This window comes from Pseudomonas sp. B6(2017) (assembly GCF_002112765.1).
In the GTDB taxonomy this organism is placed as follows: Bacteria; Pseudomonadota; Gammaproteobacteria; order Pseudomonadales; family Pseudomonadaceae; genus Aquipseudomonas; species Aquipseudomonas piscis.
On sequence record NZ_NEIQ01000015.1, the window covers coordinates 79,192 to 105,304 of the forward strand.

Sequence of the window (26,113 nt, forward strand, 5' to 3'; positions counted from 1 at the left end):
GCTCCTTAGTGCGCCGCGGCGCGGGCCTGGGCCCGGGCTCGCTCGACAACGGCGATGAATGCACTGTTCATGTCGGCCAGTGCCTGGTTGTCCTGGTGGCGGACTTGTTCCGGGGTGCCCAGGGCCAGCAAGCGCCCGGCATCCTGGATCACGATACGATCGCAGTACTCGGCCTCCTCCATGAAATGGGTGGTGATGACGATCGTCGTACCGCTTGCCGCCAAGGCGGTGATCCGCCGCCAGAAGGCCCGCCGGGCCAGGGGATCGATGCCGCTGGTTGGCTCATCGAGAAACAGGATCTCCGGCTCGTGCAGCAAAGCGACCGCCATCGCCAGGCGCTGTTTGTAGCCACCTGGCAGCTCGCCGCTGCGCACATGTTGTTGTTCGCCCAGTTCGAACTGCTCGAGCATCCGCTCCATCCTGGTCCTTAGCCTGGCGCCATGCAGTCCATAAGCGCCGCCGAAGAAGCGCAGGTTCTCCACGGCCGACAGGTTGGCGTACAAGGCGAACTTCTGCGACACGTAGCCGATGCGACGGCGTGCCGCAGCCCGCGCGGTACGCAGGTTGACCCCGGCCACCTCCAGGTAGCCACTGGATGCCGGGAGCAAGCCGCAGAGCATGCGGAAGGTGGTGGTCTTACCCGCCCCGTTGGGGCCGAGCAAGCCGAAGATCTCGCCCTTCAGGACCTGGAACGAGGTGCTTGCGACTGCCGTGAAATCGCCGAACTTGCGCACCAGATCGCGTACTTCGATGACCACCGGACGCTGTGCCCCCACCTCCTCCTGGCTGTCGTTGGCCGCTGGCTGTTGCGCCGCATCCACCGCGACGGTTTCCTGGACCTGCTGCCTGAGTAGCACCATGAATCCGTCCTCCAGGCGCGCTGCCAGGGGCCGGGGCTCGGCGAGGCCGGCCAGGGGTTCGATCTGTGCCAACTCCGCCTGGGCGCTGCGGATGAAGCGCACCTGGCCACCTTCCGGCACCGCATCGACCACATGCTCGCGGTCATCGAGCAGGCCGGCCTGCAACGACCTGGCGGCAGTACCGCTGGGAGGTGCGATGCCATAGCACATGCCTTGGGCCAGCTGACACAGTTGTTCGGGTGGCCCCTGGGCGATCAATTGGCCCTGGTACAGCACGAAGACCTGGGCACAGCGCTGGGCCTCGTCCATGTAGGCGGTGCTGATCAGCACCGTCAGGTTCTCCTGCTCGATCAACTGCTCGATGATGCTCCATAGCTCCCGGCGCGACAGCGGGTCCACCCCTACCGTAGGCTCATCCAACAGCAACAGCTGCGGGGAGCGGACCAAAGTGCAGGCCAATCCCAGCTTCTGTTTCATGCCACCGGAAAGCTGTCCGGCCAGGCGTCCACGAAACCGCTCCAGGTCCATCATGTGCAAGAGCCGGGAAAAGCGCTGGTCGCGCTCCGGGCCGCAGACACCATGCAAATCGGCATACAACTCCAGGTTCTCCTGGATAGTCAGGTCCTCATAGAGCCCGAACTTCTGTGGCATGTAGCTGATGCGGTCCTGTACTTGCTGTGGCTGTGCGCCGACATCCAGGCCCAGTACGCTCAACTGGCCCGCGTCGGCCTGCATCAATCCGGCGATCAGCCGCAGCAAGGTGGTCTTGCCCGCGCCGTCTGGACCGACCAGAGCACTCAACTGGCCACTGGGGACCTCTAGGGATACCCGGTCCAGGGCCACCTGTTGCCGTGCGCCGGCCTTGAAGTGCTTGACCAGTTCGGATGCCTGGACTGTAGCCACTGCGGCGCTCATGGCGTGTCCCCGGCACCCGGCGCCTGGTCGAGGTAGACGGTGGCCGGCATGCCCAGGCGCAAGCGGTCACCAGGATCCTTGACCAATATCCGGATTTCGTAGACCAGACTGGTGCGCAGGTCCTCGGTCTCGACCGACTTCGGGGTGAACTCGGCGACCGAGGAGATGTACCCCACCCGGCCGTCGATGGCCTGGTCGGGAAAACTGTCGGTGAACACTCGCGCTGGCTGATCCGGCCGCACCTGTCCGAGCTGCTGTTCGTTGACATAAGCACGGATCCATTTCGGATCGGTCAGCGCCAGGGCCAATACCGGTCGCGCCGGAGAGGCCATGTCGCCAGGCTCGAGCAGGCGGGTGCGTATCCGGGCCTGGGTCGGGGCCTTGAGCTGGGCCCGGGCGAGGTCATGTTCCAGCAGGTCGAGATCGGCCCTGGAGACCTGCAGGTCGGCTGCTGCCTGGGCGATGTCTTCGTCCCGTGGGCCGATCTTGGCCAGGGCCCAGGACTCGCGCTGTTCCTGAACCTGGGCCTTGGCCACCCGCAGACGGGCGGCCGCCTGGTCCAGGCGCTGCTGGCTCACGCCCTTGCCCTGGGTATCGTCGGCGATGCGCCGCAGGCGCTGGTGTTCCAACTGGGCTAATTGTGCTTCGGCCTGGGCTGCCTCGAACCGCGACCGAGCCTGCTCGATCTCCTGGGGCCGGGTACCGTTCTTCAAGCGCAGCAATGCCTGTTCCTGGGCATTGATCCGGGCCCTGGAGCGGGCAATCTCGAGGCGCAGAGTGCGCGTGTCGAGTTCAGCCAATACCTGGCCAGCCTGCACCAGGTCGCCCTCCTCGGCATGCAGCGCGGCGATCCGTTCACTGCCTTCGAACGCCAGGGATACCTGGCGGATGTCGACGTTGCCATGAAGCTTGAGACGGCCGTCCGACTCTTCGGGCTTGAGGAGAAACCAGGAAACTCCTGCCGTTACCGCCAGCAGCACGGCAACCCCTGCAATCAACTGCTTCTTCATCCATGAGTCCTTTGTTTGCCAAGGCCTAGTTAAAATTCAATTTGAATTGAAATTGAAAAATAACAGATACTGGCCGTGAAGCAACCCCCTATGCCCGACCATGAGGAACCCCATGAGCACTCGACGCAGAGCCAGCAGAAGCGATGGCGAACACACCAGAATACGCATCCTCGAAGTGGCAGCACGGCTGTTCGCCCAGCATGGCTATGCCGCTACCGCGAGCAAGCTGATCTGCGAGGAAGCCGGCGCCGACCTGGCAGCCATCAACTACCACTTCGGCAGCCGCGAAGAGCTGTACAAAGTGGTGCTGATAGAGGGGCACCAACAGTTGATCGACGTCGAGGTCCTGGCGCGCATCGCCCGCAGCGACGAACCGGCACAGACCAAGCTCGATGTGTTCATCGATACCCTGGTCGGCCGGGTACTGGATGAACAAAGCTGGCAAAGCAAGGTCTGCGCCCGGGAAATACTGTCGCCTACGGTTCATTTTTCCAGCCTCATCCAAGAAGAAGTGATGCCCAAGTTCCGCCTGCTGGAGGCCATCATCAGCCAGATCACCGGCTTCGCTCCGGGCGATCCGGCGCTGGCCCGGTGCGTCATCAGCATCATTGCGCCGTGCCTGATGCTGGCGGTGATCGATCGCCAGCAAGCCAGTCCGTTGCAGGCCGTGCTGCAGCACGATGCGCACGCCCTGAAAACGCACCTCAAGCTGTTCGCCCGATCCGGCCTGGCCTCCATCGCCCCCTGAGCCGCTCAACTCACCAGGCTGCCGGTCGCTTGGTGCATGGCTCCGCCCAGGACGGACTTCACCCGAGACATGACCTGACCATCGAGGAAAAAATGCCCGCCGGGGAAAACGAACTGCTCGAAACTGCAGCCCGCGTACTCCCGCCATTGCCCCATGGGCTCGGGCGGGGCGATCAAGTCCTGGGCGCCGCTCAAGCAGGTGATGTCGACTTCCACTGGCCCGGCATGGACACAGCCATAGGAATGAACCATCGCGATATCCGCCTGGATGATGGGCAGATACATCTGCATCAGGTCTTCCTCGGCCAGCACCACAGCTGGCACGCCTCCCATGGCTTGCAGCACTGCAATGGCCTGCTGTGCCGGCAATTGGTGCAAGGGCTCCACCCGCTGCGGCAGATGGGGTGCGACCATGCCTGACAACACCAGTTGCAGGGGCAGCCGCTGCCGGCGCTGCTGCTGCACATTGGCGACCGCGAACGCCAGCAATGCCCCCATGCTATGCCCGAAGAAACAGCAGGGAATATCGTCGCTGAACTGCTCCAGACAGTCGGCCACGGCATGGGCCGCGACTTGCAGGTCGACATAGGGAGCCTCCCGGCTGCGCCCCTCCCGTCCCGGTAGCTGCAACGCATACAAGTCGACCTGGTCGTACAGCGGCAGGAACCAGCGATGGAATACCGATGCCCCGCTTCCGGCGTAAGGGAAGGTAAACAGCCGCATCTTGCCCCGTGGCCGGCTGGCATAGGGAAACCACAGCTCCTGGTCCAAGCGTGACGGAGTCCGCATGTTCAACCCTCCACTCGCCGGGCCAGGGCAAAGCGATCGACCTTGCCGTTGGCGTTGCGCGGTAGCGCATCCAGGCACAGCAAATGGTCGATGATCATGTAGCGCGGCAGGCGCTGGGCGCAGTGACGCTTGAGGTCGATGATCGACAGCCGGGCCTGCCCCTCGGGGACCAGCACCGCCCACAGTTGGGCATTCATTCCCTCCCCGGTCACCAGTACCGCCGCCTCGCTGACCTGGGGATGGGCCAGTAACGCTGCCTCCACCTCCCCACGCTCGATACGGTTGCCACGCAACTTGAGCATGTCGTCGCGCCGCCCCAGGTATTCGTAATTGCCATCCGCCAACTGCTTGACCATATCTCCGGTCTTGTAGGGCCCCTGATGCGCCGGCTTGCCGAAATAACCCAACATGACCGTAGGTCCCTGGACGATCAGTTCGCCCTCTTCGCCAACGGCACAGGGGCTGCCATCGTCTTTCTGCGCCCAGATGCGATTGCCGGACGCCGCAGTGCCGATGGGCACCGGCAACAGGCGCCGGGGATCGATGGCAGTCACCTCGAACGCGGTGCACACGTTGGTTTCCGTAGGGCCGAACAGATTCGCCAGGCGCACATCGGGATAGGCACTACGCAGTTCGCGCAGGTGCTTGATCGGGAAAGGCTCGCCGGCGAACAACACGACCCGCAAGGTTCCTTGCAGATCGCTCAGGAGGTGGCCGTCCTGCATCATCAACATGAGCACCGAGGGCACCGAATACCACACCGTGATCTCATGGGACCTGACAAACTCGGTCAGCAATCGCGCAGAGTAGGCGCTGGACTCGGGCACCAGGTAGACCGTCCCGCCGCTGTTGAGCGCGCCATAGAGATCCAGGACCGAGAGGTCGAAGTGAAACGGCGCATGGTTGGCGAAACGATCGCCCGCCTCGAAGCCGTAGCTGGAGCACGCCCAATCGACGAACGCCAGAGCGTTGCCATGGCTGAGGGATACGCCCTTGGGCACGCCTGTAGAGCCGGAGGTATAGAGGATATAGGCCAGGTCATCGGGCTGGATATCGAGTTGCGGCACCACACCGGAACCTGCCTCTATATTGCGCCAGTGACGAGCGTTGGCTACATCGTCCAACACCACGCAACGCACCTGCTGCAGTTCGGATGCAACGAGCTCCTCCAGGCGCGCACTGGTGCAGATGAGCAGCACTGCCTGGGAGTCATGGACGATCTTTTGCAGACGCGCCACCGGGCTCATCGGATCGACCGGAACATACACCACGCCCAAGCGCAGGGCGGCCTGCATCACCGCCACCAGATCGACCGACTTGTGTGCCCACAGCACGACCCGCTGGCCCTGGCGCACCCCCAGGGCACAGAACATGGCGACGAATTCCCGGGTCCTCGCCTCCAGCGCCTCGTAGCTCAGCCCCTGGTTTTCGTCCACCACGGCCAAGTGCTGCGGATAGCGCGCAGCGCTATGCATCACCCGTTCATGCAGCAGCTTCATAGCTTCAACTCCCGGGCGATGATCTCGTGTTGCATGTCGGTGGTGCCGGAGAAAATCGTGGTGCCGATGGAGTCACGCAGCATCGATTCGATACCGAAGGACTCCAGGCAGCCCCTGCCGCCGAAGATCCTGATCGCATCGATGCTCGAAGCCAGCGCACCCTCGCTGATCGCCAGCTTCGACAAGGCGATGTTCAGTTGCCCCGGATCGCCCTGGTCCATGCCCCAGCACGCCCGGAACAGCAGCAACCGGGCCGACTCCAGGCGCAGCTTCATCTGGGCGATGCGGTGCGAGACCGCCTGGTTGTCACCGATGGCCTTGCCAAACTGGCGCCGGGTACGGGCGTGCTCGATAACCTGCTCCAGCTGCCGTTCCATCATGCCCAGGAATCCCGCGAACAGGCAGGCGCGTTCCCAACCCATCGAGCTCTGGAACACCTGCCGGCCCTGCCCCTCCTCACCCAGGCGATTGGCTTCGGGAACCTGGCAATCGTCGAAGAACACTTCGCCGGCCGGGCAGCTCTTCAGGCACACCTTGGCCAATGGATCGCTGACCCTGATACCCGCAGTGTTGCGTTGCACCACGAACCCGCTGACCCCCAGGGCGCCGTACTCGGGGTTACTGGTGGCATAGGTGACGAAGATGTCGGCGATCGGCGCATTGCCGGCGAAGCTCTTGTGGCCGCTGAGCCGGTAGCTGCCGTCCGCCTGGGGCCAGGCCCGGGTCTTGAGGTTGCTGGAGTCCGAGCCCGCTTCGGGTTCGGTGATCGCGTTGGAACCGATGAACTCGCCACTGGCCAGCTTGGGCAGGACCTCGCGCTTGACCTGCGTCGAGGCAAATTCGGCGATGGGCATGGCGCAGGCGAACTGATGCGCCGCAGCTGCGAAAACCAATCCCATATCCGTGCAGCCCAGGCCGAAGGCATGCATCGCAATGGCCGTCGATAACGCCCCCAGGCCCTGACCACCGTACTCCTGGGGAATCGACAACCCCAACAAGCCAGCCTCGCCGCAAGCCGCCCACTGCTGGGCGGTGAAATAGCTCGAATGTGGGTTGCGGCTCTCGGCCAGTTGGCCGGCACACAGTTCGGCGATCATGGCAACGTGTTTTTTCTGGGCGACATCATAGTTGAAGTCCATTTCAACTCTCCTTGCGCATGGATGGTTTTCTGAAGGATCGATAGAAGATCAGCCGGCCGACCTCCGAAGGCACCTGCATCAGGCCCCACCAGAGCGCCTTGAGCTTTCGTAGGGTGGTCAGTTGATAGACACGAGCGTGAGGATTAGCAAAATCAAAGATAGGCGGTACAAAACTGGCCTTGGCCAGCTCCGCAAAAATGCAACTTGCAGCTTGCGCCGCGGAAACCTTGGTGCTTTCGACGTCATCACAAAGGTCCAGGGTAGTGTTGAGAATATCCTTGTAGCCCTGGTACAGGGGCATCCAGAAGCCATCCTCGGCCAGTCGGTCGATCTCCTCGAAAGCCCGTTGATCCAGGGACTTGGCGAAGGCATCGTTGACCTTGCGCGCAGTGATGGTGGCGGCGATCGACTGCAGCAGCCAGACCCGGGCGAAGGCGTTCCAAAGCTCGGGGTCGCGAAACGCGACATAGGCACCTGCCGCGATCCGGTCGCTCAGCTTGATGATGCTGTCCTGGGTGACGATGAACTCGCGCAGCGCCCGGCTGCGGTAATCCCCGCTGCGCACGGCATCGATCAAGCGATGGGCCAGGCCCAGTACCAGCTCCGCTCCATTGGAAAGCTTGCGCGAGAACAGCAAGTCATTGGTCGCCGCGCCTTCGTCGAACATCAGGCAGCGGCGCTCGAGCGCCGAAGGGCACACTTCGCGCAGCGGCTCGCGAACCGCCCACTCCCGTACTCGCCGGGCACCGCCCAGGTGCTTGGCCAACCCGGGATACTTGTCGACCAGCCCTGCCAGCACCTGGTCGCCGTCGGCACCCTGGCAGGCATCCTCGCGTACCGACACCAGTACGCTGACCAAGGGGTTACGCGAATGCGCGTGGTTGTCGAAAGGAATGATCCCGACCCAGCCTTCCTCGAGCACATGGTGCAACGTGCCTTCATGCCACTGGCCGGGGAAATCGTCTTCAACGCAGGCATCGAACGGCACCACCCCGAGCATATGGGTGGAAAATCCCCGGGTCCGGGCCTGCATGGTGCAGGCCTCCGAGGGCAAGTCGGCGTGGCGGGCGATCATCTGCCCGGCCGGGCTGCCGTCGACGATGAAGTCGGCGCTGACCCAGCCTCCCTGCGCCACCGCCACCTTGGCTCCACGATCGTCGAGCACGACCCGCGGGGCATCCGCCACCTCCACCAGTTGCACGCCATAACGCACTGCAGCAGCCAGCAGGTAGGCATCGATATCAGGCCGGAACAAGTGGTTCTCGCCATGTTCGGAAGGCACGTTGAATTGCAGCGCCTGGCCCATGTCCATTGCTCGGCCTGGCTGATGGTAGATGAATCCGAGGTTCTTCTTGACCCCGGAAGACGGCATGACTTTCTGGTGGATATCGCGGGTACGGGCAATATTCTTTATCTCGGGTACCGAATAGCGGTCGGCGATCAACTCGAAAATCATCGACGTATAAGGAATCGTCGCCTCGCCCGTCAGGTCGGGCGGCAGGTGCCGGTTGCGCAGCAAGCCGACACGGACATCGTTCCTGGCCAGGCAGGCAGCGAGCATCGTCACACTGATACTGTTGCCGGCCAAAAGAACGTCGTAATGGTTTGGCACCTGGCCAAACAGCGCATCATTCATAACCACCTCAATGGCAGATCATTCTTCAGGTATCTGTGCCGCAGGCCTTTCAGGCCTCGGCCAGGCAACCCTGTTCCCTTATCGAGCGGGCCAGGAAATCCGGCCACATCAGGCCCGGGCATTCGAGAAACTCACGAGCCTTGATCTCCAGCTTCAGATCGCGGCGACAACGGGCAACCATGTCCATGACCAGCAACGAATCCAGGCCGTAGTCCATCAGGCTGCCGCCGTCTTCGAGCTTGGCCCGCACTTGCTCGGTCTTGACCCCGAGCAGTTGGGCGTACTGCTCCCAGACGTAGCCATCGAGCAAGGCCAGCACTCCGGCCTCGTCGGTGGCCGAAAGCCGCTCCAGGATGTCGCCACCGGTGCTTTCGGCGACCCTGGCGGCCGGCACCTGGCTGCGGATGTACTCCAGCAGGGGCTGCGGGCCGCGGGACTCCAACAGTGGCTTGAAGCGATCCCAGTCGACCCCCGATACCACTAGCTGGGTCATGCCGCTGGCTAGAATCCGCGACAACAGGCCGATGTTCTGCGCCGGCACGATCTGTTTCAGGCCGACGCTGGTGAGGAAGTTCAGGACCTGTTCGTCGAACAGGTGGCTGCCTCCGGCCCAGAGCCCCCAGTCGATCACCAGCGCCTGCAGACCCTGGCTCCGGCGGTGCCAGGCCAGGCCATCGAGGAACTGATTGGCGGCGGCATAACTGGCCACGTGCTGCGACCCCCACACGCTGGCGATCGTCGAGCACATGACGAAGAACTCCAGGTCCTGGTCCAGGGAGAGTTCATGCAACAACCAGGTTCCCTCAACCTTTGGCCGCATGACCTGATCGAAGCTCTCGTTATCGATATCCTCGAGGTCTTGGGGAATGGAGATACCCGCCGCATGGAAGATGCCCTTGAGCTTCAGGCCTGGCGATGCGCACCCTGCGAATACCCCGAGCATGTCCTGGCGCGAGGTGATATCCGCCTGCACGTAGCGAACCTGCGAAGCCTGCGCACCGAATCGCGCCAACTCGGCGCCCACCCGCTCCAGCGGACGCCGGCCGGTGATCACCACCTCGGCGGCCCCCTTGTCCAGCAGCCACTGGGCCATGGCCAGGCCGATCCCGCCCATGCCGCCGGTGATCAGGTAGCTACCCTGGGCGCAAGGCACATAACCGCGGCTGGGCAAGCGAGCCTCACTGAAGTGATTCAGGCGCTGGACATAACGCTTGCCGGGGCGCAGGCAGATCTTGTCTTCCCCATCGGGATCGATGACTTGTGCAGCCAACGCCCGGGCCCAATCATGATCGTCGGGAGCCAGGTCGATCAGGCCGCCCCAGTGCTCGGGATGCTCCAGGGCGATGGTCTTGCCAAGCCCCCATAAGGGTACCGTCGCCACCTGCATGGCTTGCCCGGGCGCCAGGCCGACGGCGTTCGCCCCCTGGGTGACTAGCCACAGCCGGCCGCCGCGCTCGCCCAGGGCGATCAGTGACTGGACCAGCTCCAGCACGGGGTGAAACAGCTGCGCCGACAGGTTCGACAGCTCCTGTAGGCTGGTGCCATGGGCATCGACGACGTCCTTGCCGTCGAGCACGATGATCTCGGCGGCCAGCGCCTGGCTGTCCAGCGAAGGAGACTGGCCCGGGGCCTGGGCCAGGGCGACTCGACTGGCTTCGAGCAGTGCCTGGGGAGACATGACCAACGCCCGGTGCCCGGCCGACTGCAGCTGCTCGACCAGTGGCTGGGCCAGCTCCGGTGAACTCGCGACCAGGGTGAACAACCGATCCGGGCGAAGCACGTCGGCCTGCTTGCGCGGGCGCTCCAGCCAGTCGAGACTGTAGAGCACGTCTGGCTGGCAAAGGGGGCCACACAGCGCCTGCTCGTTGCCTGCCGCGGCCAGGCTCACGCCCTCCAGCCGCCCCACAGGCTGGCCAGCACTGCCATACAAGGTGCAATCGAACTGTTGCGGATCCGCCGGGCTAGCGACCAGGGCCAGGCTTTGCACCTCGTGCATGCTGGCCCGCGTGCAGAACAAGCAACAAAGACCTGCCACCGTTGCGCCTGCGTTATCCGGTATCGCCTGGCCAAGGTACTCCAGCACCTGGGCCAAGCGGTTGCCGTGGCCGTCGGTTTCTGCCGGCAGTTGCATGTGGTAGACGAACCCCGGCTCATGCGTCGACTCCTGCTCCGCACCCGGTAGTGGCCCGGCGCTGACGGGGTGCGCTTGCAGGGTCAGCGACAAGACCGCTTGCCAATCGGCAGTGGCGGCTTTGGCCGCGTCGCTCAAGGCAAAGCAGCGCACTTCCCAGGCCGAGCCTGCAAGCGGCTTGAGTTCGGTGAACAGGTTCAGTTGGTCATCCGGATGCATGACCAGGGCCTGGGGCATGCTCGCCAGGCTGATAGCGCAGGACTCCAGTTGCAGCTGGTCGATGATCTGGGCCGTGAAAGCCGCCAGCAGGCGGGCAGGCGGTAACAACACCAAGTCATCGCGACACTCAGCTCCCAACGCCTGCAGTCGGGCGCAGTCCAGGGTCGCCTCGAACGCCGGGGTCGGTGCCTTGACCGGGTGCCCCATTAAGCTCGATGAGCCGGGCGGGGCCGATGAGACGCCGGACGATGCGCCCTGGGCTACGTCGAACCAATAGCGTTGACGCTGGAAAGCATAGCTGGGCATGGGTTGGCGCAGTGCGCCGTCATGCTCGTGCAGTCTCGCCCAGTCGAGATCGTAGCCAGCGACGTAGAGCTGCGCTGCAGCGATACGCAGGTCCCGCGAGGGCTCGCCGGCATGACGCATGCAGGGGATGGCCAGGACCTCGCCTGCGCCTTCATCACGGCCGATCAGCGGCGTGAGAACCGCATCGGGGGCCACCTCGAGGAACGTCCCGACCGACAGCTCTTCACGCAAGGTAGTGACGCCAGCACTGAACCTCACGGCCTGGCGGGTATGCATGCACCAATAGTCAGGCGAACTCAGGCTCGACAGGGTATGCACCTGCCCCGTGACGCCGGCGATGACGGGCATACGCGGCTCACTGAAACGAAGCTGCTTCACCTCCTCGCGGAATGCTTCGAGCATCGGCTCGGTAGCGGCACTGTGGAAGGCATGGGACACGCCCAGCTTGCGCACCTTGCAGCCACTGGTCCGCAGGCGCTCGGCCAGCGCCTGCACCTCAGCCTGCGGACCCGCTACCACCAGGTCCTGCGGGCTGTTGACCGCGGCCAATTCGACGCTAGTACCCGGCAACTCCCGGAGCACCGCGCCCAGTTGCTCCTCGCTCATGCCAAGGGCATACATTGCCCCGCCCGCGGTCATCAGTTGCTGCGCCAGGCGACCACGCGCCTCCACCATGCGCAAGGCATCGGCCAGGGAAATCGCTCCGGCCACGCAGATGGCGCTGATTTCGCCAAAGCTGTGGCCGAACACCGCATCCGGAGCGATTCCCCAATGCATCCATAGGCGAGCCAGGGCGTACTCGACGGCAAATATGGCTGGCTGTGCGTAACGGGTCTGCTCCAGGTAGCCTTCGCTGGCGGCCGAGTCGTCGAGCACCAGGGTGAGCAGATCCACCTCCATCATCGGGCCGAGCAGGGCTCGGCACTCGTCGATCCGGGCCTTGAAGAACGGTTCGTGCTCATACAGTTCCCGGGCCATGCCACGGTACTGGCAACCTTGACCGGGGAACAGCATGACCAGGCCCTCGGGGGCCCCTTGGCAGCGGCCGTCGAAGACGTTGCCAATGACCTTGCGCGATGCATAAGCCGCCAATTGCTCGCGCAGCCCATCGCGGCTATCGGCAACGGCCGCGAAGCGATGGCCGAAATGCGCGCGCCCCAGGTTCGCCGTGTAGCACAGGTCGCGTAATTCGAGCTCGTCATGCTCGGCGATGAAACGCTCGTAGCGCCCGGCAACCTGGCGTCGCGGGGTTTCGCCCTTGGCCGAGATAGTCAGCAGTTGCCAGGGGCTGCCGTGTCCTGCACCACGCGTCCTGGGCGGCGGGTCCCCCACCACCACATGGGCGTTGGTCCCGGTAACGCCGAACGAGCTGACCCCGGCGTGGCGCGCCTTGCCCTGACGCGGCCAGGCCGTGGCTTCGGTGACCACCTTCAGAGCCAGGCGATCCCACTCCACTCGAGGGTTGGGAGTATGGAAATGCACTTGTGGCACCAGGGCCTCGTGCTGCATGCACAAGAGGATCTTCGCCAGCCCGGTGACCCCGGCGACTGGCTCCAGGTGCCCCATGTTGGCCTTGATCGAACCGACCAGCAGCGGTTTCGCACCATCGCGCTGCTGGCCCAGCGCCGCATGCAGTGCACGCAGTTCGATCGGATCGCCCAGGGCCGTACCGGTGCCGTGGGCCTCGACATAGTCCACCTCCACACCCTGGAGCCCGGCCTGGCCCAGCGCCAGCCGGATGACTTCCTCCTGGGCATGGATATTGGGCACCGTGATCCCGCTGCTGGCTCCATCGTTGTTGACCGCACTGCCCTCGATCACGGCCATGATCGGATCCTGGTCGCGTACCGCATCGCTCAAGCGCTTGAGGGCAAGGATCACGCAGCCTTCAGCACGCCCGTAGCCATCGGCCGCGGCATCGAAGGTCTTGCAGCGCCCATCGGGCGCTACCGCACGCAACTTGCTGACGAGGATGAAACCGTAGGGCGACAGGATCAGGTTGACCCCGCCGGCCAGCGCCACGTCGCTCTCGCGATTACGCAGGCTGTTGCAGGCCTGGTGCAGGGCCACCAGGGACGAGGAACACGAGGTGTCGAGCACCACCGCCGGCCCCCTCGAGCCCAGGGTGTAGGCGATGCGCCCGGCGACGAAACTGGTCTCGCCATAGAACTGGTAGGCATTGACGTCCTCGGCCACGCCCAGTTGCTGACGCAGGCGCACGTAGTCATTGGTGCTGACGCCCATGAACACCCCCATTTTCTTGCCGTGCAGGCTGTCGGGAGCGATAGCGGCATGCTCCAGGGCCTCCCAGGCTACTTCCAGGGCCAGCCGCTGTTGCGGATCCATTCCTTGCGCTTCCTTTGGCGAGATGCCGAAGAAGGTCGGGTCGAACTGGTCCACCGCATCGATGAATCCACCACGCATGACATAGGCCTTGCCAGGCACCTGTGGATCGGGGTCGTAGTAGTCCGTACCGTAGAGTCGGTCAGTGGGCATGTCTCCCACCGCATCGGTGGCGTTCTTCAACAGGCTCCACAAACGCCTGGGGTTATCGGCATGCCCCGGCAACCGGCAGCCCAGGCCGACGATGGCAATGGGCTCGCCGGATACCTGGGACTTGCCGGCGACCTTGTCCTTGAGCGCACGGATGGTGGTGATCGCCTGAGCAAGGCTCTCTTGCAGCTGGTCCTTGCTTGCATCGCGGATATCGTTATCCATAAAAGGCCTCGATCGGTGATTCTCTGGCAGTCGCCACGCAACTGCCGGGCTAGTAATTGGCAAGATCCCGCAGCTCATCCTCGAGTGCGCCAATCAGCTGCGCCCGAGACAGTTGCTTCAGGTCCTGCTGTTGCCCTGCCTGTGCGGCACTCTGGGCAGCGACAACCGGTGCGGACTCCAAGAGCTGGTCCATCAGGTAATTCGTCACCTGCTCGATGGAGGTGTACTCGAAACCGAAGGTCGACGGCAGGTCGATGCCCAGTGCACGGTTGAGCCTGGCGCGCAGGTCCAGCGACATGACCGAGGACATCCCCATGTCGAAGAATCCCTTGCGTACGTCCAGGTCCCGGCCATCGGTGATGCCGAACACCTGCCCTATCACTTCGCACACCAGCGCCTGCATCGTTCGCTTCTGGCGCGCGGGAGGCATGCCGGCGAACTCGTCCAGGCGTGAGTCTTGCTCGATGTCCTGCATGCCCATGTGCTCAAGCAGCGGCCAAGGGAGGATGCTCTGGTACAGGCGCTTGAGTTGTGGCCACTCGACATTGAGCAGGCCGTATTGGCCATGACCGCCCTCGAGCAGGCGCAGGATGCCCTGCTCGATTTGAACCTGGCTCAGCGGTTGCAGCCCGCTGGCTTGCAGCGCCGCCCTGGCGTTGGCGTCGTGCTCCAGTTCACGCTCGCTTTGCGTCACCTGCAGCATTTGGCAAGCGAGGCCCTGGCGAAGACGCTGGTCGTGGATCCAGGCGGCATAGGCATCGGCGATGGCACAAGCGGCAAAACCCGCACCGCCCAGCAGGGAGGTGGCGCTGCCCATGATCAGGAAGAACGCCCGAGGGTCGTCCAAGGCCTGGTGGATCTGTTGCAGGACTTCAAGCTGGCGGGCGAGCGCCTGCGCCTGGGAGCCGAACTCCGCTCGGGCCAGGGCCACGGTGCGCCAGTCAGTGCCCAGATGAACGAAGCCGGCGATGGGGCCCTGCGCGCGCAGTGAGCCAAGAAGCTGCGCCAAGGCCAAGCCTGCCTCCTGCGGCAACATGGCTGTCGACAGCGGCAGCGGCGCTGGTTGCGACCAGCGCACTTGTTCCGGAGCGTGGCTGAGCAGCAACGCCCGCGCTGCCCCGCGCCGCGCAAGCGCCTTGAGTACCGGTTCCAGGTCGCTTCCGGGGCAGGCATGCACCAGCACCGTTCCCGCCAGCGGTGGCGGGTCCAGCGGCCGTACAGCAGCAGCTGGCTCCTCCACCAGGTACTGGGCCCGGATCCGAACACCTTCGATCGCCAGATGGTCATGGCTGGGTTGCCCGCGCAGCAGCCGGCAAAGACTGGCGTAGCTTCTCCTGTCGCGCCCGTCGAGGCTGACCAGTCCACCCCACCAGGCGGGATGCTCCAGGGCGAAGATATGCGCCGCTCCTTGCCATGCAGCCTGGCTCGCGGCCGCCACCGGCTCATTGGCCTGGCTGCCGGCCACGGCGAACCAGATCGGCTTGGCGGGCTTGGCACCGCTCGCCGCAGCAGCGGCCAGGGCCTGCATCACGTCGGTGCCGGCCAGCAGCGCTGGCGACAGGCTGCAGCCCTCCCCAGCCACAGCACCGGCGGCACCAAGTACTACCAGCCCGCGACAGGAAGCGTCCGTGCCGACCCGGCGCAACACCTGGGCAAGCCGCTGCGGTAACGGTTGCGTACCGTCCTGCAAGGCAATGATCTCGATCGAGCAATGCCCTGCCTGGAAGGCCGCTTGCAGCGGTCGTGTATCCCCGGCCTGCCGAGCCAGCACCAACCAATATCCCGGAACCGGTTCGCTGGTCTCGGGCAACGGATAGTCGCGCCACTCCCGGCGGATCATCGGTACTTCGGGCGCTGCCTCAGCGATCTCGGCCAGGTATCGCGAACCAGGTTCGGCGAACAGTGGCGCCTCGAATAGAGCGACCCGGCACCCCTGCAAGTCGAAAGCTTGCAGGCAACCCGTCTTGCCATCCGCCCCAGGAGCCAGTACCACCCTCAGGCTCGACGGCAGGCCGGCAAGCACCTGGATCCGGGAAAACCCAAGGAGGGTCGCGGCACTGGCACCCTCAAAGAGCTTGATCGCGTTTTCCAACAAGTCCGCTTGCCGTTGCTCCGGCGCCAGGGACGCAGCGAAGTGGCTCAGTGCTTGGCGCGGCCCAGCTGCCGAGCCTACCGACAATCCGGACAAGCCATCTTCGGAAACTTCCAGGCACTGTTCGCCAGACGCCTCCAGCTCGCCTGGCAGAGGCATCTCACACTCCTGCAGCGTTCCGCTCATGCACACTTGGCGGACCTCGTCATGGACGCCCTGCACCGCCAGCTCGAAAGTGGCACCGCACGCCTGGAGGTGCAGGGTCAGGTGCGAGATCACAGGCTGCCCGGCGGCCAGGCCTACACGGGCAATGCGCAGGTCGCGAATCTGCTGCAGGCCCCGTGGTGTTTCCCGGATGGCCTGCAGCACCGCATCAAGCAGCCAGTGCGGCTTGAACTCCTGGCCCCGGCCAGCCAGGGGCTCGTAGTAATCACCCTGGGGGTCGAGTAATGCAGACCAGTACCAGATGTCGCTCGTCGGACGTGCCAGAGAATGCAGGCAGGGATGAGCCGGTAATGCTCGCGACGGCTGACCGGGCAACGCTGGGCCAACGGTGTCGAGCCAGTAATCGTTGAGCTGCCAGGGGTAGCCGGGTAGCTCGAGTGCCCGATGCCCTTCTGGCAAACGCTCGGGGCAGGACGTCCGCTCCCCGCGCATGAAGGCATCGGCCAGGAGCGCCCAGGGCTCATCGCAACCTGGCACCTTGTCATCAATTACCGAAGAGCCATCGAGCCAGGCCTGCAACGCCTCGCGCAATTCCTGGCAGTTGCGCCCATGAACCACCAAGCGCTCCTTGAACCAGGTGCGGCGTACCAGAGCGTTGGAACAGATCTCCTGGGCGGCATGCCCAGTCTCGCCCAGGAAGTCCAGGTAACGACCGGCCAGGGCCGCCAAGGCCGCCGCAGTAGCCGCAGACAAGCACAAGGCCACGGGCTCGGCATCGCACGACAACGGCGCAACGGGGAGCGAGCGATGTCCCTTGAGCAATACATGTACGTTGGTACCGGTAAAACCAAAGGCACTGACCCCGGCGATCCGCGCCTCGCTCGGTTCCGGCCAGGCCACCGCCTGGCGGGGCAGCTTGAGGTTCATCTGCTCCCACGCCACCCGGGTATTGGCGATATGCAGGTGGGGCTGCGGCGGCACCAGGCCCCGCTCTGCCACCAGGCAGGCCTTGATCAGCGAGGCAATGCCGGCGGCTGCCTCCAGGTGGCCGATATTGGCCTTGAGCGAGGCGACGGTCAGCGCCGGCGTACCATCGGCGCATCCCTGGCGATAGGCGTTATGCAAGGCATTGAGTTCGATGGGGTCACCAAGCACGGTCCCGGTACCATGGGCCTCCACGTAGCCGACTTGCTCGGGCCGCACCCCCGAGTTGGCCAGTGCGTCCCGGATCAGCGCTTCCTGGGCCGGTCCGTTGGGAACCGTCAGGCCGGCACAGGCACCATCATGGTTGATCGCCGAACCGAGGATGGTGGCGACGATGGGGTCCCGATCCTGCTCGGCCCTGGCCTGGCGCTTGAGAATGACCACGCCGCAACCCTCTCCCCGGCCATAACCATCGGCGCGATCATCGAAAGTCTTGCTGATACCGTCCGCCGCCAATGCACCGGCCTGCCCCATGGACTGGAAGATCGCCGCCGAGGCGATGACGTTCACCCCGCCGACGATGGCCACATCGCACTCCGCGCTGCGCAGGCTGTTGCAGGCCAGGTGGATGGCGGCAAGTGAAGACGAGCAAGCAGTATCGACGGTCAGGCTCGGGCCGCGCACGCCGAGAAAATGCGAGAGGCGTCCGCAGATGGCGGAAAACGAACTACCCGTTCCGTAGTGCGCATCCACGCCCTCGGGGCAGTTCAAGACCCTGGCTTCGTAGTCGTGGGAGTTGGCGCCAACGAACACCCCAACCCGTTGGTCGAGCAGCTTTTCCTGACTCAGGCCGGCCCGTTCCAAGGCTTCCCAGGCCACCATCAGCAGCAGGCGCTGCTGCGGATCCATGCTCCTGGCCTCCTTGGGGGAAATCCGGAAGAAATCTTCGTCGAATCCCTCAGGGCGCTCGATCAGGCTGGCAAAGCGCGGGAAAGCGTCGCAGGCCACCGCACCAACCAACCGCTCCTGAGGCACTGGCACTACGGTCGGGGTCTGTTCGAGCAGCAATTGCCAGAGCGCCTCGGGGCTGTCCGCCTGGGGAAACCGACAAGCCATGGCCACCACGGCGATCTGCGCCGGGCAGTCGCTCGCAATTGCGTTTCCTGCTTCACCCCCTATGCCTGCCGAGGCGGCTTGCGCTTGGCTGGACAACAACCCTTGCAGATAGTGGCTCAAACGATTGAGCGTGGGATGGTCGAAACCTACGGTGGCCGAAAGCTTGAGACCAAGGCGCTGCTCCAGCTTGCGCTTGAATTCGACCAGGGAAATGGAGTCCAGGCCCAGCTCGAAGAATCCACGATCCGGGTCCGGATCGACACAAGCCGCACCGATGATTTCGGTCAGCAGGGTCTTGATCTGGCTGCGTACGTCGGCGGCCATGACTGTCCCCACCGGTTCCCGTGCTGCGACCGACATCGCCACCTGCAAGTCGGGTTCCGCCTGTCCGGGCTGGCTCAGCAGCAAATCATGGGCCTGGGCGCGGATATTGCCCTGGGCGTCATAGACCACTACTTGCGCTCGCAGGTCCATCAACGGCTCGACCAGGGGCGCCACCGGCGCAGGGGTGAACCAGAAACTCTGGTGCTGCCAAGGATAAGCCGGCAGGTCGAAGGCCTGTTCCCTGGGCTGATAGGCTTGCCAGTCGAGCGCCACGCCCTGCTCGTACAGTCGAGCGAGGATTGCCGCCAGTTCCGTGGCGGCGTCGCCCTGCTTGTGCAGTGCCCCGCAAACCAGCCCTTCGACACCGCGGTCGGCCAACATCTGGTTGATCGATGGCGCCAACACCTTGTGCGGTCCCAGTTCGACGAACAATCGATGTCCCTGGTCGACCAGGTGCTCGATAGCCCGGTCAAAGCGCACGGCGCCGCGGGCATTGTCGAGCCAGTACTGGACATCGGCTATCGCTGCGACATCAGGCATGGCGCTGGTGGAGACCCATGGGATAGATGCCGGTCCAGCCGCCAGGCCATCCAGCCCCAGGCGAATGGCTTCCAGACAGGTATCCATCTGGTAGGAGTGGAAGGCATATTCGGCCGGCATCAGGTACGTGAAGACACCTTCCTCGCGCAACTGCCGGTCCAACTCCAGCACCGCCTGAGGGCTGCCGGACACCACGCAGCTGTTACGACTATTGACCACCGACAACTCCAGCTGCCGATCCACCGCCAAGCGCGCCTGAAGCGGTTGCGCCGCCAGCCCCACCACCAACATGCGGCCCTGGCCCAATGTGCCCTTCATGGCCTGGGCCCGGAAATGGATCACCCGTACCGCCGATTCCAGGTCCAGGGCTCCAGCGCAATAGGCGGCAGCCACCTCGCCCATGGAATGCCCGACCACAGCCGCAGGCTTCACGCCCCATTGGCCCAGGCACTCGGCCAGCGCCACCTGGATGGCGAAGATGCATGGCTGGGCAAACTCGGTGAGGTGCAACCGGGATGCGCCTTCTGCGCTGCGTAATTCGGCCTCGATCGACCAGTCCGCCCATAGGGCCATGGCCTGGTCGCAACGCTGGATCATCGACAGGAACACCGGTTCGCGCTCCAGCAGGTCCTGGCCCATGCCGACCCATTGGGCGCCCTGCCCGGTGAAGACGAAGACCGCCGCTGGTTCGCTCTGCTCGTCCGTGGCGCATGCCGCGCAGGGGAGCGCCAGTTGTGCCAGCTGGCTTTTCAACTGAGCACTATCGACACCGACCACCGCACGACGAAAAGCGAAATGTTCCCGGCGATGTAGTGCGCTGGCGACGAAGGCTCGCAGTTGCCGATCATCCTGCTCCGGCAACTGGTCGGCATAGGCCCTGGCCTGGTCCACCACGCCCTGGGCGGCCTTGGCCGATACCGGAAGGATCCAGGGCCGAAGTTGTGCCGCAGGCACTTGTTGCGATCGCGCCTGACGATAGGCCCTGGCGTCCTCCAGGATCATGTGGACATTGGTGCCGCTGAGTCCGAAACCGCTGACTCCGGCCAGGAGCGAGCGTTTGGGCAAGGCCTCGAGCGTCGTGGGGATGCAGAGCCTGGAACGCTTCCAGTCCACCAGCTCGTTCAAGCGCGTGAGATGCAGTTGCGGGGGCACCTCGGCGTGCTCCAGGACCTTCATGGCCTTGAGTACGCTGGCCATGCCGGCCGCCGCGTCCAGGTGCCCCATGTTGGCCTTGACCGATCCCACCATCAGCGAGCGTTCACGGCCCTGGAACACTTGGGCCAGGGAGGACAGCTCGATGGGATCGCCCAAGGGCGTTCCTGTGCCATGGGCCTCGACGTAGTCGATATCCTCCACCGTCAACCCGGCAACCTGTAACGCCTCGGCGATCACCGCAGCCTGGGCGTTGGCATTGGGCACGGTCTGGCCAGCACTGGCGCCATCCTGGTTGATGGCCGAGCCCCTGATCACCGCCTGGATCGGATCACCATCGCGCATGGCATCCGCCAGGCGCTTGAGCACCACTACCCCGCAACCCTCGCCTCGAACAATGCCATCGGCAGCGGCATCGAACACCCGGCACCGGCCGCTGGGGGAAATCGCCCGGATCTGGCTCATGTAGATCGTCAGGTCTGGGGCCAGCATCAGGTTCACCCCGCCCGCCAGGGCCAGGTCCGCTTCACCGGCTTGCAAGGCACGACAAGCCAAGTGCATGGCGACCAAGGATGAGGAGCAAGCAGTGGTCACGGTCATCGCCGGGCCGTGCACCCCCAGGTGATAAGCGATACGCCCGGCAGCGAAGCTGAACTCCTTGCCGGCGGCATAGTAGGGATTGATCTGCCCGACCCCCGCCTCGCGTGAGTGCAATGCCAGGTAATCCATGCCCAGCATCCCGACGTATACCGCGGTGCGGCTATCCTTGAGCTGCTCGCGAGTCATGCCGGCACGTGCCACGCCCTCGCAAGCGACCTCCAGCAACAGGCGCTGCTGCGGGTCCATTTCCCTGGCCTCGGAGGCCGAGATACCGAAGTAATGGGCGTCGAAGCGATCGACATCTTGCAAGAACGCCCCGACCTTGCAGTAGGTCGTACCGGTTTGCGCGGCGGACTCGTCGTAGATTGCCTCCGAGTCCCAGCGTTGAGTGGGTACCGGTCCGATGAAATCGGTCCCAGCACGAAGGAGTTCCCAGAATGCTTCGGGTGTCGTTGCGCCTTTGGCGAAGCGGCAACCACTACCGATGATGGCAATGGGTTCGAAATCCATGGGCGCACGGGCATCCATTCAGTCATCTCCTTCGACTGGGGTATGTGTCGTTTCTTAGAAAGCAGGCTTGGCGGTAGGGACCTGCATGTCGCCCAGGTACTTGTGCCAGAGGTGGTCCGGATCGCTTTCGACAGCGGCGATGATCTCGCGCATCTTGTCCAGCACCTCCAGGCGTTTGCCGCTGTAGACGTCACCCTGGAGCAGTTGGAGGATATCCAGGCGATAGCGTGGGTCCTGGACGAATGCGGTGAACAGGATGTTCAAGCGGTAGTAGAGAGTGATGAACTCGTACCAGTTCTTGATGCCGTTCCTGATCATGCCTTCGTAGCGGGTGAAGCTGGACTTCTGGAAGTCGTTGTTCTTCACCGCCTCGATGATGTCGCCACTGGCGATACGTGCACTGTTCAAAGCCACGCTGACACCACTGGAGAAGATCGGGTCGACGAACCGCGCGGCATCGCCGATCAGGACGAAACTGTCGCCACACACTTCCTTCATGCCGTAGCTGTAGTCCGCCTCTTTCTTGAATGGGCGCAACTGCTCCGACGCCTTGAGGGCGTCATGGAGGTTCTCGCGGGTCTTGACCGCTTCCCAGAAGAACTCCTCGTACGAAAGATTGGAGTTGGTGTAGTTCTGCTTTTGCGTGACCACACCGACGCTGGTGATGGTCTCGGTGATCGGGATCTGCCAGACCCAGGTATTGGTCAGTGGCAGGAAGTGGATGAAGATGTAGTCGACCTTCTCCGGATTCTGGGTCGCCGACTTGCGGTCGAAATTATCGAACCAGGAATGGATGGCGAACTGGTTGAAAACCGGGTCTTTCTCTCGCAGGCCCAGGCGCCGGCCCAGCAATACGTTACGGCCACTGGCGTCGACTACCATCTTCGCCTTGATCTCGACACTGCGCTTGCCCAGCTTCGCGTTGACGATGACATTGCCTGGGCTGATGAACTCGACGTCGGCGACTTCTACCCCCTGGAACACCTTGGCCCCCAGCGAACCGGCGTGCTCCAGCAGGATACGGTCGAACTTGCCGCGATCGACGTGGTAGGTGAAATCACGGTCGACACCTTCCTGCTTGCGTTCATTGAACAAAATTTCCGCCGAACGAAAATCATGGTCCAACCCCTGGAAGCCCATCTTGTCTTCAGGTCCCGAGTCGGCCGAAGTCCAGGCAGCCCCGAATTTCTTCGGGAAGTTGGCCTTCTCGATCTTTTCCATCACGCCGATGTCCAGCAGTACCGGAGTGGTGGCTGGAACCAACGACTCGCCGACATGTTCGCGCTCGAACAAGTCCTTTTCGAACACTGCGCACTTGACACCCTCTTTGGCCAAGTAGGACGCCATCGTCGAACCGGCCGGCCCGCCCCCGATAATTACTACGTCATAATCATGATCGTTCATTGCACACTCCCTGTTATGCGCACTCGGCCTTTAATTGCTCAACTGTCCTGGATATTGCATTCAGATCTTTGAAGTACTTACCGGTAATGTGCGTACTTGGGATGGACACGCCCATTTCATCCCTGATGTAGACCATCAGCTTGACGATATTCATTGAATTTAGAATGCCCCACTCAAGTAATGGAGTCTGGTCATCCAGTTCGTCATCTTTCGCACTTGGCCCGATCAAGTCCTTCATGATGTAACGACGAATTCGCTCTTTTATTTCCGCTCCGTCCATAGACGTACACTCCTGAAGTCGACACTCGTGGGTTGGAAGAACCCGCACAAGATCGACAATAAGAGAGCACTTGTGAATAGTCTGTTTTGCAAAGCGCCTTTGCACATTCGCAAAGGTGAGGACCTTCTCGGGGGTAACTGGATCGGCAACTAACAATATTTCACAAAAATGACAGCATCCCATCAGTCATTGGCCTGAAGGGTCGCCCAAGCATAAATCGGCCATCTATTGCAATTAGCCACTAGACTCATTTCGCCCAAGATAGCGCAACCCCGCCCTTTAACTTAACCGTTGCGAGGATTCGATCCGGAACATCAGTACCGCTTTGAAACCTTATGTATTGATTTTTATCAAGCGCAATAAAGACGGCAATCCACGCGACTTGACAAAAAAAAAGGCTGGCCTTACTAAGGAGGAGGACATGATTTATCTGTAAATCGTCCTTACAAAAATAAGACACTACAGATTCTAAAAGGATTTAGAAATGAAGGCACTAGGCGTTGTCAATGACATAGACCTTTATATATCCGTTACCAAAACGGGTAGCTTCTCCGAGACTGGCAGGCTACTTGGAATCCCCCCTTCCTCGGTCATGCGTAGAATAAACAGCCTGGAAAAAGAGCTGGAGACGTGCCTGTTCAACCGTTCAACGAAGTGCCTGATACTCACTGATATAGGGCTGATCTTCCTTGAACATGCAAAAAACATCTCCAGAAGCATCGTACATGCCAGGACTGAAGTAAAAGAGCATACGGCGTCGACGATGGGCGTTCTCAAGGTTTCAGCTCCAGTCGCCTTCGGGCGCCGCCATGTCGCGCCCTTGTTGAGTCGGATCCTGAATCATCATCCAGGTTTGAAGATCGACTTTTCCCTCGACGACAAGGTTGCCGATCCGAGGATCGACAATGTCGATGTATGCATCAAGCTCGGCATCTTGCCGGACAGCGACCTGATCCCTTCGAGGCTCGCGGATATGCGCCGGGTGCTCTGCGCAAGCCCCGAATACATCAGGCAGCACGGTTGCCCGCAGACCTTGGACGACTTGTCCCAACATGCCTGCCTGATCCACAGCAGTTGCAGCAACCTGTCCCTGAGTTGGCAGTTCAAGGTCGGCGGAGTGCTCAGGAAGCTCATCCCCGATAGCCGGCTGTCGGTCAATAGTGCGGAGTTGCTGGTCGATGGTGCTCTGCAGGGCATCGGCATCATTCATGCGCCGACCTGGCTGGTATATGAACAGATCGCCAGTGGCCAGCTGGTTTCCTTTCTCGATGAATACAGCGTAAGCGCTCCCCAGCATGGAGCGATCTATGCCCTGAGGGCTCGCAGCAGCGTGGTCCCGGCCAAGACCAGCCTGTTCATCAACGAACTGAAGCGTTCGATCGGCAATCCGCCGTACTGGGACCGGCCTTTTACCACGGCGGCGCCCCTGGCCATACCGCCCCTGCCATTCGACAGCGCGCTGCAGGCATCGCTGTCCTGGACTTCCACCATGCAGAACAAGAGCCGAGCATGATGAACAAGTACGACGTGATTATCATCGGAAGCGGAATCAGCGGCGCCCTGACGGCAGCTATCCTGGCCAAGTCCGGCCTGAAGGTGCTGATGCTGGATGCAGCCCAGCACCCCAGGTTTTCCATCGGCGAAGCCATGACGCCGGAAAGCGGCTTGCTGCTGCGCTTGCTCTCACAGCGCTTCGGCATACCGGAAATCGAGTACCTTTCGAGCCCGGACAAGATCATCCAACACGTCGGGTCGAGCGCCTGTGGGCTCAAGCTGGGGTTCAGCTTCGCCTGGCACCAGGCGGGCGCCCCCTCTTCTCCCGAACACCTCGTCGCACCATCGCTGGATGCACCGGAAGCACATCTGTTCCGCCAGGATGTCGATGCCTTCGCACTGCTGATCGCCCTGAAGTACGGTGCCGAGCTGAGACAGAACATCCGGATCGAGGGCATCAACCTCGATGCCAGCGCGGTCCAGGTCAGGCTGCCTGCCGAGCAAGTGGTGCAAGCATCATTCATCATCGATGCCGCAGCCCAGGGCGCCCCGCTCGCCCGCCAACTGGGCGTGCGCACAACGGAGGGCCTGGAGACCGATACCTGCTCGTTCTTCACCCATATGCTCAACGTGAAGAGCTACGAAGACGCCCTGGCTCCTTTGTCGCGCAGCCGCTCGCCCATCCAGCTGTTCCAGAGCACCTTGCACCACATCTTCGAGGAAGGCTGGCTATGGGTCATTCCCTTCAACAATCATCCCCAGGGCACCAACCTGCTATGCAGCGTCGGATTCCAGTTCAACCATGCCAAATATCGCCCCACGGAGGCTCCCGAAGTCGAATTTCGCAAGCTGCTGAAAAAGTATCCGGCCATCGCCGAGCACTTCAAGGACGCGGTCAACGCCCGGGAGTGGATCTATGCACCGCGTATCAACTATCGCAGTACGCAGTGCGTCGGCAATCGCTTCTGCCTGCTCCCGCAAGCCGCGGGGTTCATCGATCCGCTGTTCTCCAGGGGCCTGATCACCACCTTCGAGTCGATCCTGCGCCTGGCTCCCAAGGTGCTGGAGGCCGCTCGCAAGGACGATTGGCAAAGGGCAAACTTCATCGACGTGGAACAACATTGCCTGAACGCCATCAGCACCAACGACCAGTTGGTATCCTGCTCCTACGAGGCGTTCAAGGATTTTCATTTGTGGAATGTATGGCATCGGGTCTGGCTGAGTGGTTCGAACCTGTGCTGCGTGTTCCTGCAAGGCCTGCTGCATGAACTGCAGCAGTACGACGACGGCCAGCAGTTCGACCTGGCACTTGCAACCGCACGCTTTCCCGGCCGCATTTCCCTGGACTCCCCTACCTATGAGCGCCTGTTCGAACAGTCATGCCAGGTCGTGCGCCAGGCCCGGGACCAGTGTTTGCCAGCTACGGAAACAGCCCGGGTGCTACATGAATTGCTCAAGGAACACGAGCCTCAGTTACTGCCCTTCGGCTATTCGAGAATTTCCAACCGATTCATCGTCAAGGCTCCGGTACTCGCGGATTGAT

Annotated in this window: 13 protein-coding genes; 3 read left to right on the plus strand and 10 right to left on the minus strand. The window is 62.8% G+C overall.

Features of this window, described 5'->3' with window-relative positions:
• Positions 1-5: 5 nt before the first annotated feature.
• Positions 6-1,775: an ATP-binding cassette domain-containing protein gene (locus tag CAG11_RS24135; RefSeq protein WP_085598262.1), complete on the minus strand. Its 1,770-nt coding sequence runs from the start codon at positions 1,773-1,775 to the stop codon at positions 6-8.
• Positions 1,772-2,785, minus strand: coding sequence for an HlyD family efflux transporter periplasmic adaptor subunit (locus tag CAG11_RS24140; RefSeq protein ID WP_085598263.1), 1,014 nt, complete (start codon positions 2,783-2,785; stop codon positions 1,772-1,774). The genes CAG11_RS24135 and CAG11_RS24140 overlap by 4 nt, the downstream gene beginning before the upstream one ends.
• A 112-nt stretch (positions 2,786-2,897) precedes the next feature.
• On the opposite strand from CAG11_RS24140, the gene CAG11_RS24145 reads away from it, so the two are divergent.
• Entirely contained in the window at positions 2,898-3,533 is a 636-nt protein-coding gene (locus CAG11_RS24145) for a TetR/AcrR family transcriptional regulator (RefSeq protein WP_085598264.1), read from the plus strand.
• A 5-nt stretch (positions 3,534-3,538) separates the two neighbouring features.
• Here CAG11_RS24145 and CAG11_RS24150 read toward each other — a convergent pair whose 3' ends face one another.
• From CAG11_RS24150 to CAG11_RS24185, 8 genes are read right to left on the minus strand one after another with little or no spacing between them, the layout of a single operon-like run.
• Positions 3,539-4,321: a thioesterase II family protein gene (locus tag CAG11_RS24150; protein WP_085598265.1), complete on the minus strand. Its 783-nt coding sequence runs from the start codon at positions 4,319-4,321 to the stop codon at positions 3,539-3,541.
• A gap of 2 nt (positions 4,322-4,323) precedes the next feature.
• Entirely contained in the window at positions 4,324-5,820 is a 1,497-nt protein-coding gene (gene pltF / locus CAG11_RS24155; RefSeq protein WP_085598266.1) for an L-proline--[L-prolyl-carrier protein] ligase, read from the minus strand.
• Positions 5,817-6,959 (minus strand): L-prolyl-[peptidyl-carrier protein] dehydrogenase, encoded by a 1,143-nt coding sequence (gene pltE / locus CAG11_RS24160; RefSeq protein ID WP_085598267.1) that lies wholly within the window; start codon positions 6,957-6,959, stop codon positions 5,817-5,819. Before pltE ends, pltF begins: the two co-directional genes overlap by 4 nt.
• Before the next feature lies 1 nt (position 6,960).
• On the minus strand, positions 6,961-8,595 hold the full coding sequence (locus CAG11_RS24165; RefSeq protein ID WP_085598268.1) for an NAD(P)/FAD-dependent oxidoreductase: 1,635 nt from the start codon (positions 8,593-8,595) through the stop codon (positions 6,961-6,963).
• 49 nt (positions 8,596-8,644) lie between these two features.
• Positions 8,645-13,969 carry a type I polyketide synthase gene (locus CAG11_RS24170; RefSeq protein WP_085598269.1) on the minus strand — a complete coding sequence of 1,775 codons (5,325 nt, stop codon included), beginning with the start codon at positions 13,967-13,969 and terminating at the stop codon, positions 8,645-8,647.
• 49 nt (positions 13,970-14,018) lie between these two features.
• Positions 14,019-21,410, minus strand: coding sequence for a type I polyketide synthase (locus CAG11_RS24175; protein WP_085598270.1), 7,392 nt, complete (start codon positions 21,408-21,410; stop codon positions 14,019-14,021).
• Between the two features lie 36 nt (positions 21,411-21,446).
• Positions 21,447-22,796: an NAD(P)/FAD-dependent oxidoreductase gene (locus tag CAG11_RS24180; protein WP_053129118.1), complete on the minus strand. Its 1,350-nt coding sequence runs from the start codon at positions 22,794-22,796 to the stop codon at positions 21,447-21,449.
• 13 nt (positions 22,797-22,809) lie between these two features.
• The gene (locus CAG11_RS24185) at positions 22,810-23,076 is read right to left on the minus strand and encodes a phosphopantetheine-binding protein (RefSeq protein WP_085598271.1); all 267 of its coding nucleotides are present in this window, start codon (positions 23,074-23,076) and stop codon (positions 22,810-22,812) included.
• 484 nt (positions 23,077-23,560) lie between these two features.
• Here CAG11_RS24185 and CAG11_RS24190 point away from each other — a divergent pair, with 484 nt between their 5' ends.
• Both CAG11_RS24190 and CAG11_RS24195 read left to right on the plus strand, forming a co-directional pair.
• Entirely contained in the window at positions 23,561-24,589 is a 1,029-nt protein-coding gene (locus CAG11_RS24190) for a LysR family transcriptional regulator (protein ID WP_085598272.1), read from the plus strand.
• Positions 24,589-26,112, plus strand: a complete 1,524-nt coding sequence (locus CAG11_RS24195) for an NAD(P)/FAD-dependent oxidoreductase (RefSeq protein ID WP_085598405.1) — start codon at positions 24,589-24,591, stop codon at positions 26,110-26,112. The genes CAG11_RS24190 and CAG11_RS24195 overlap by 1 nt, the downstream gene beginning before the upstream one ends.
• The last annotated feature ends 1 nt before the right edge of the window (position 26,113 follow it).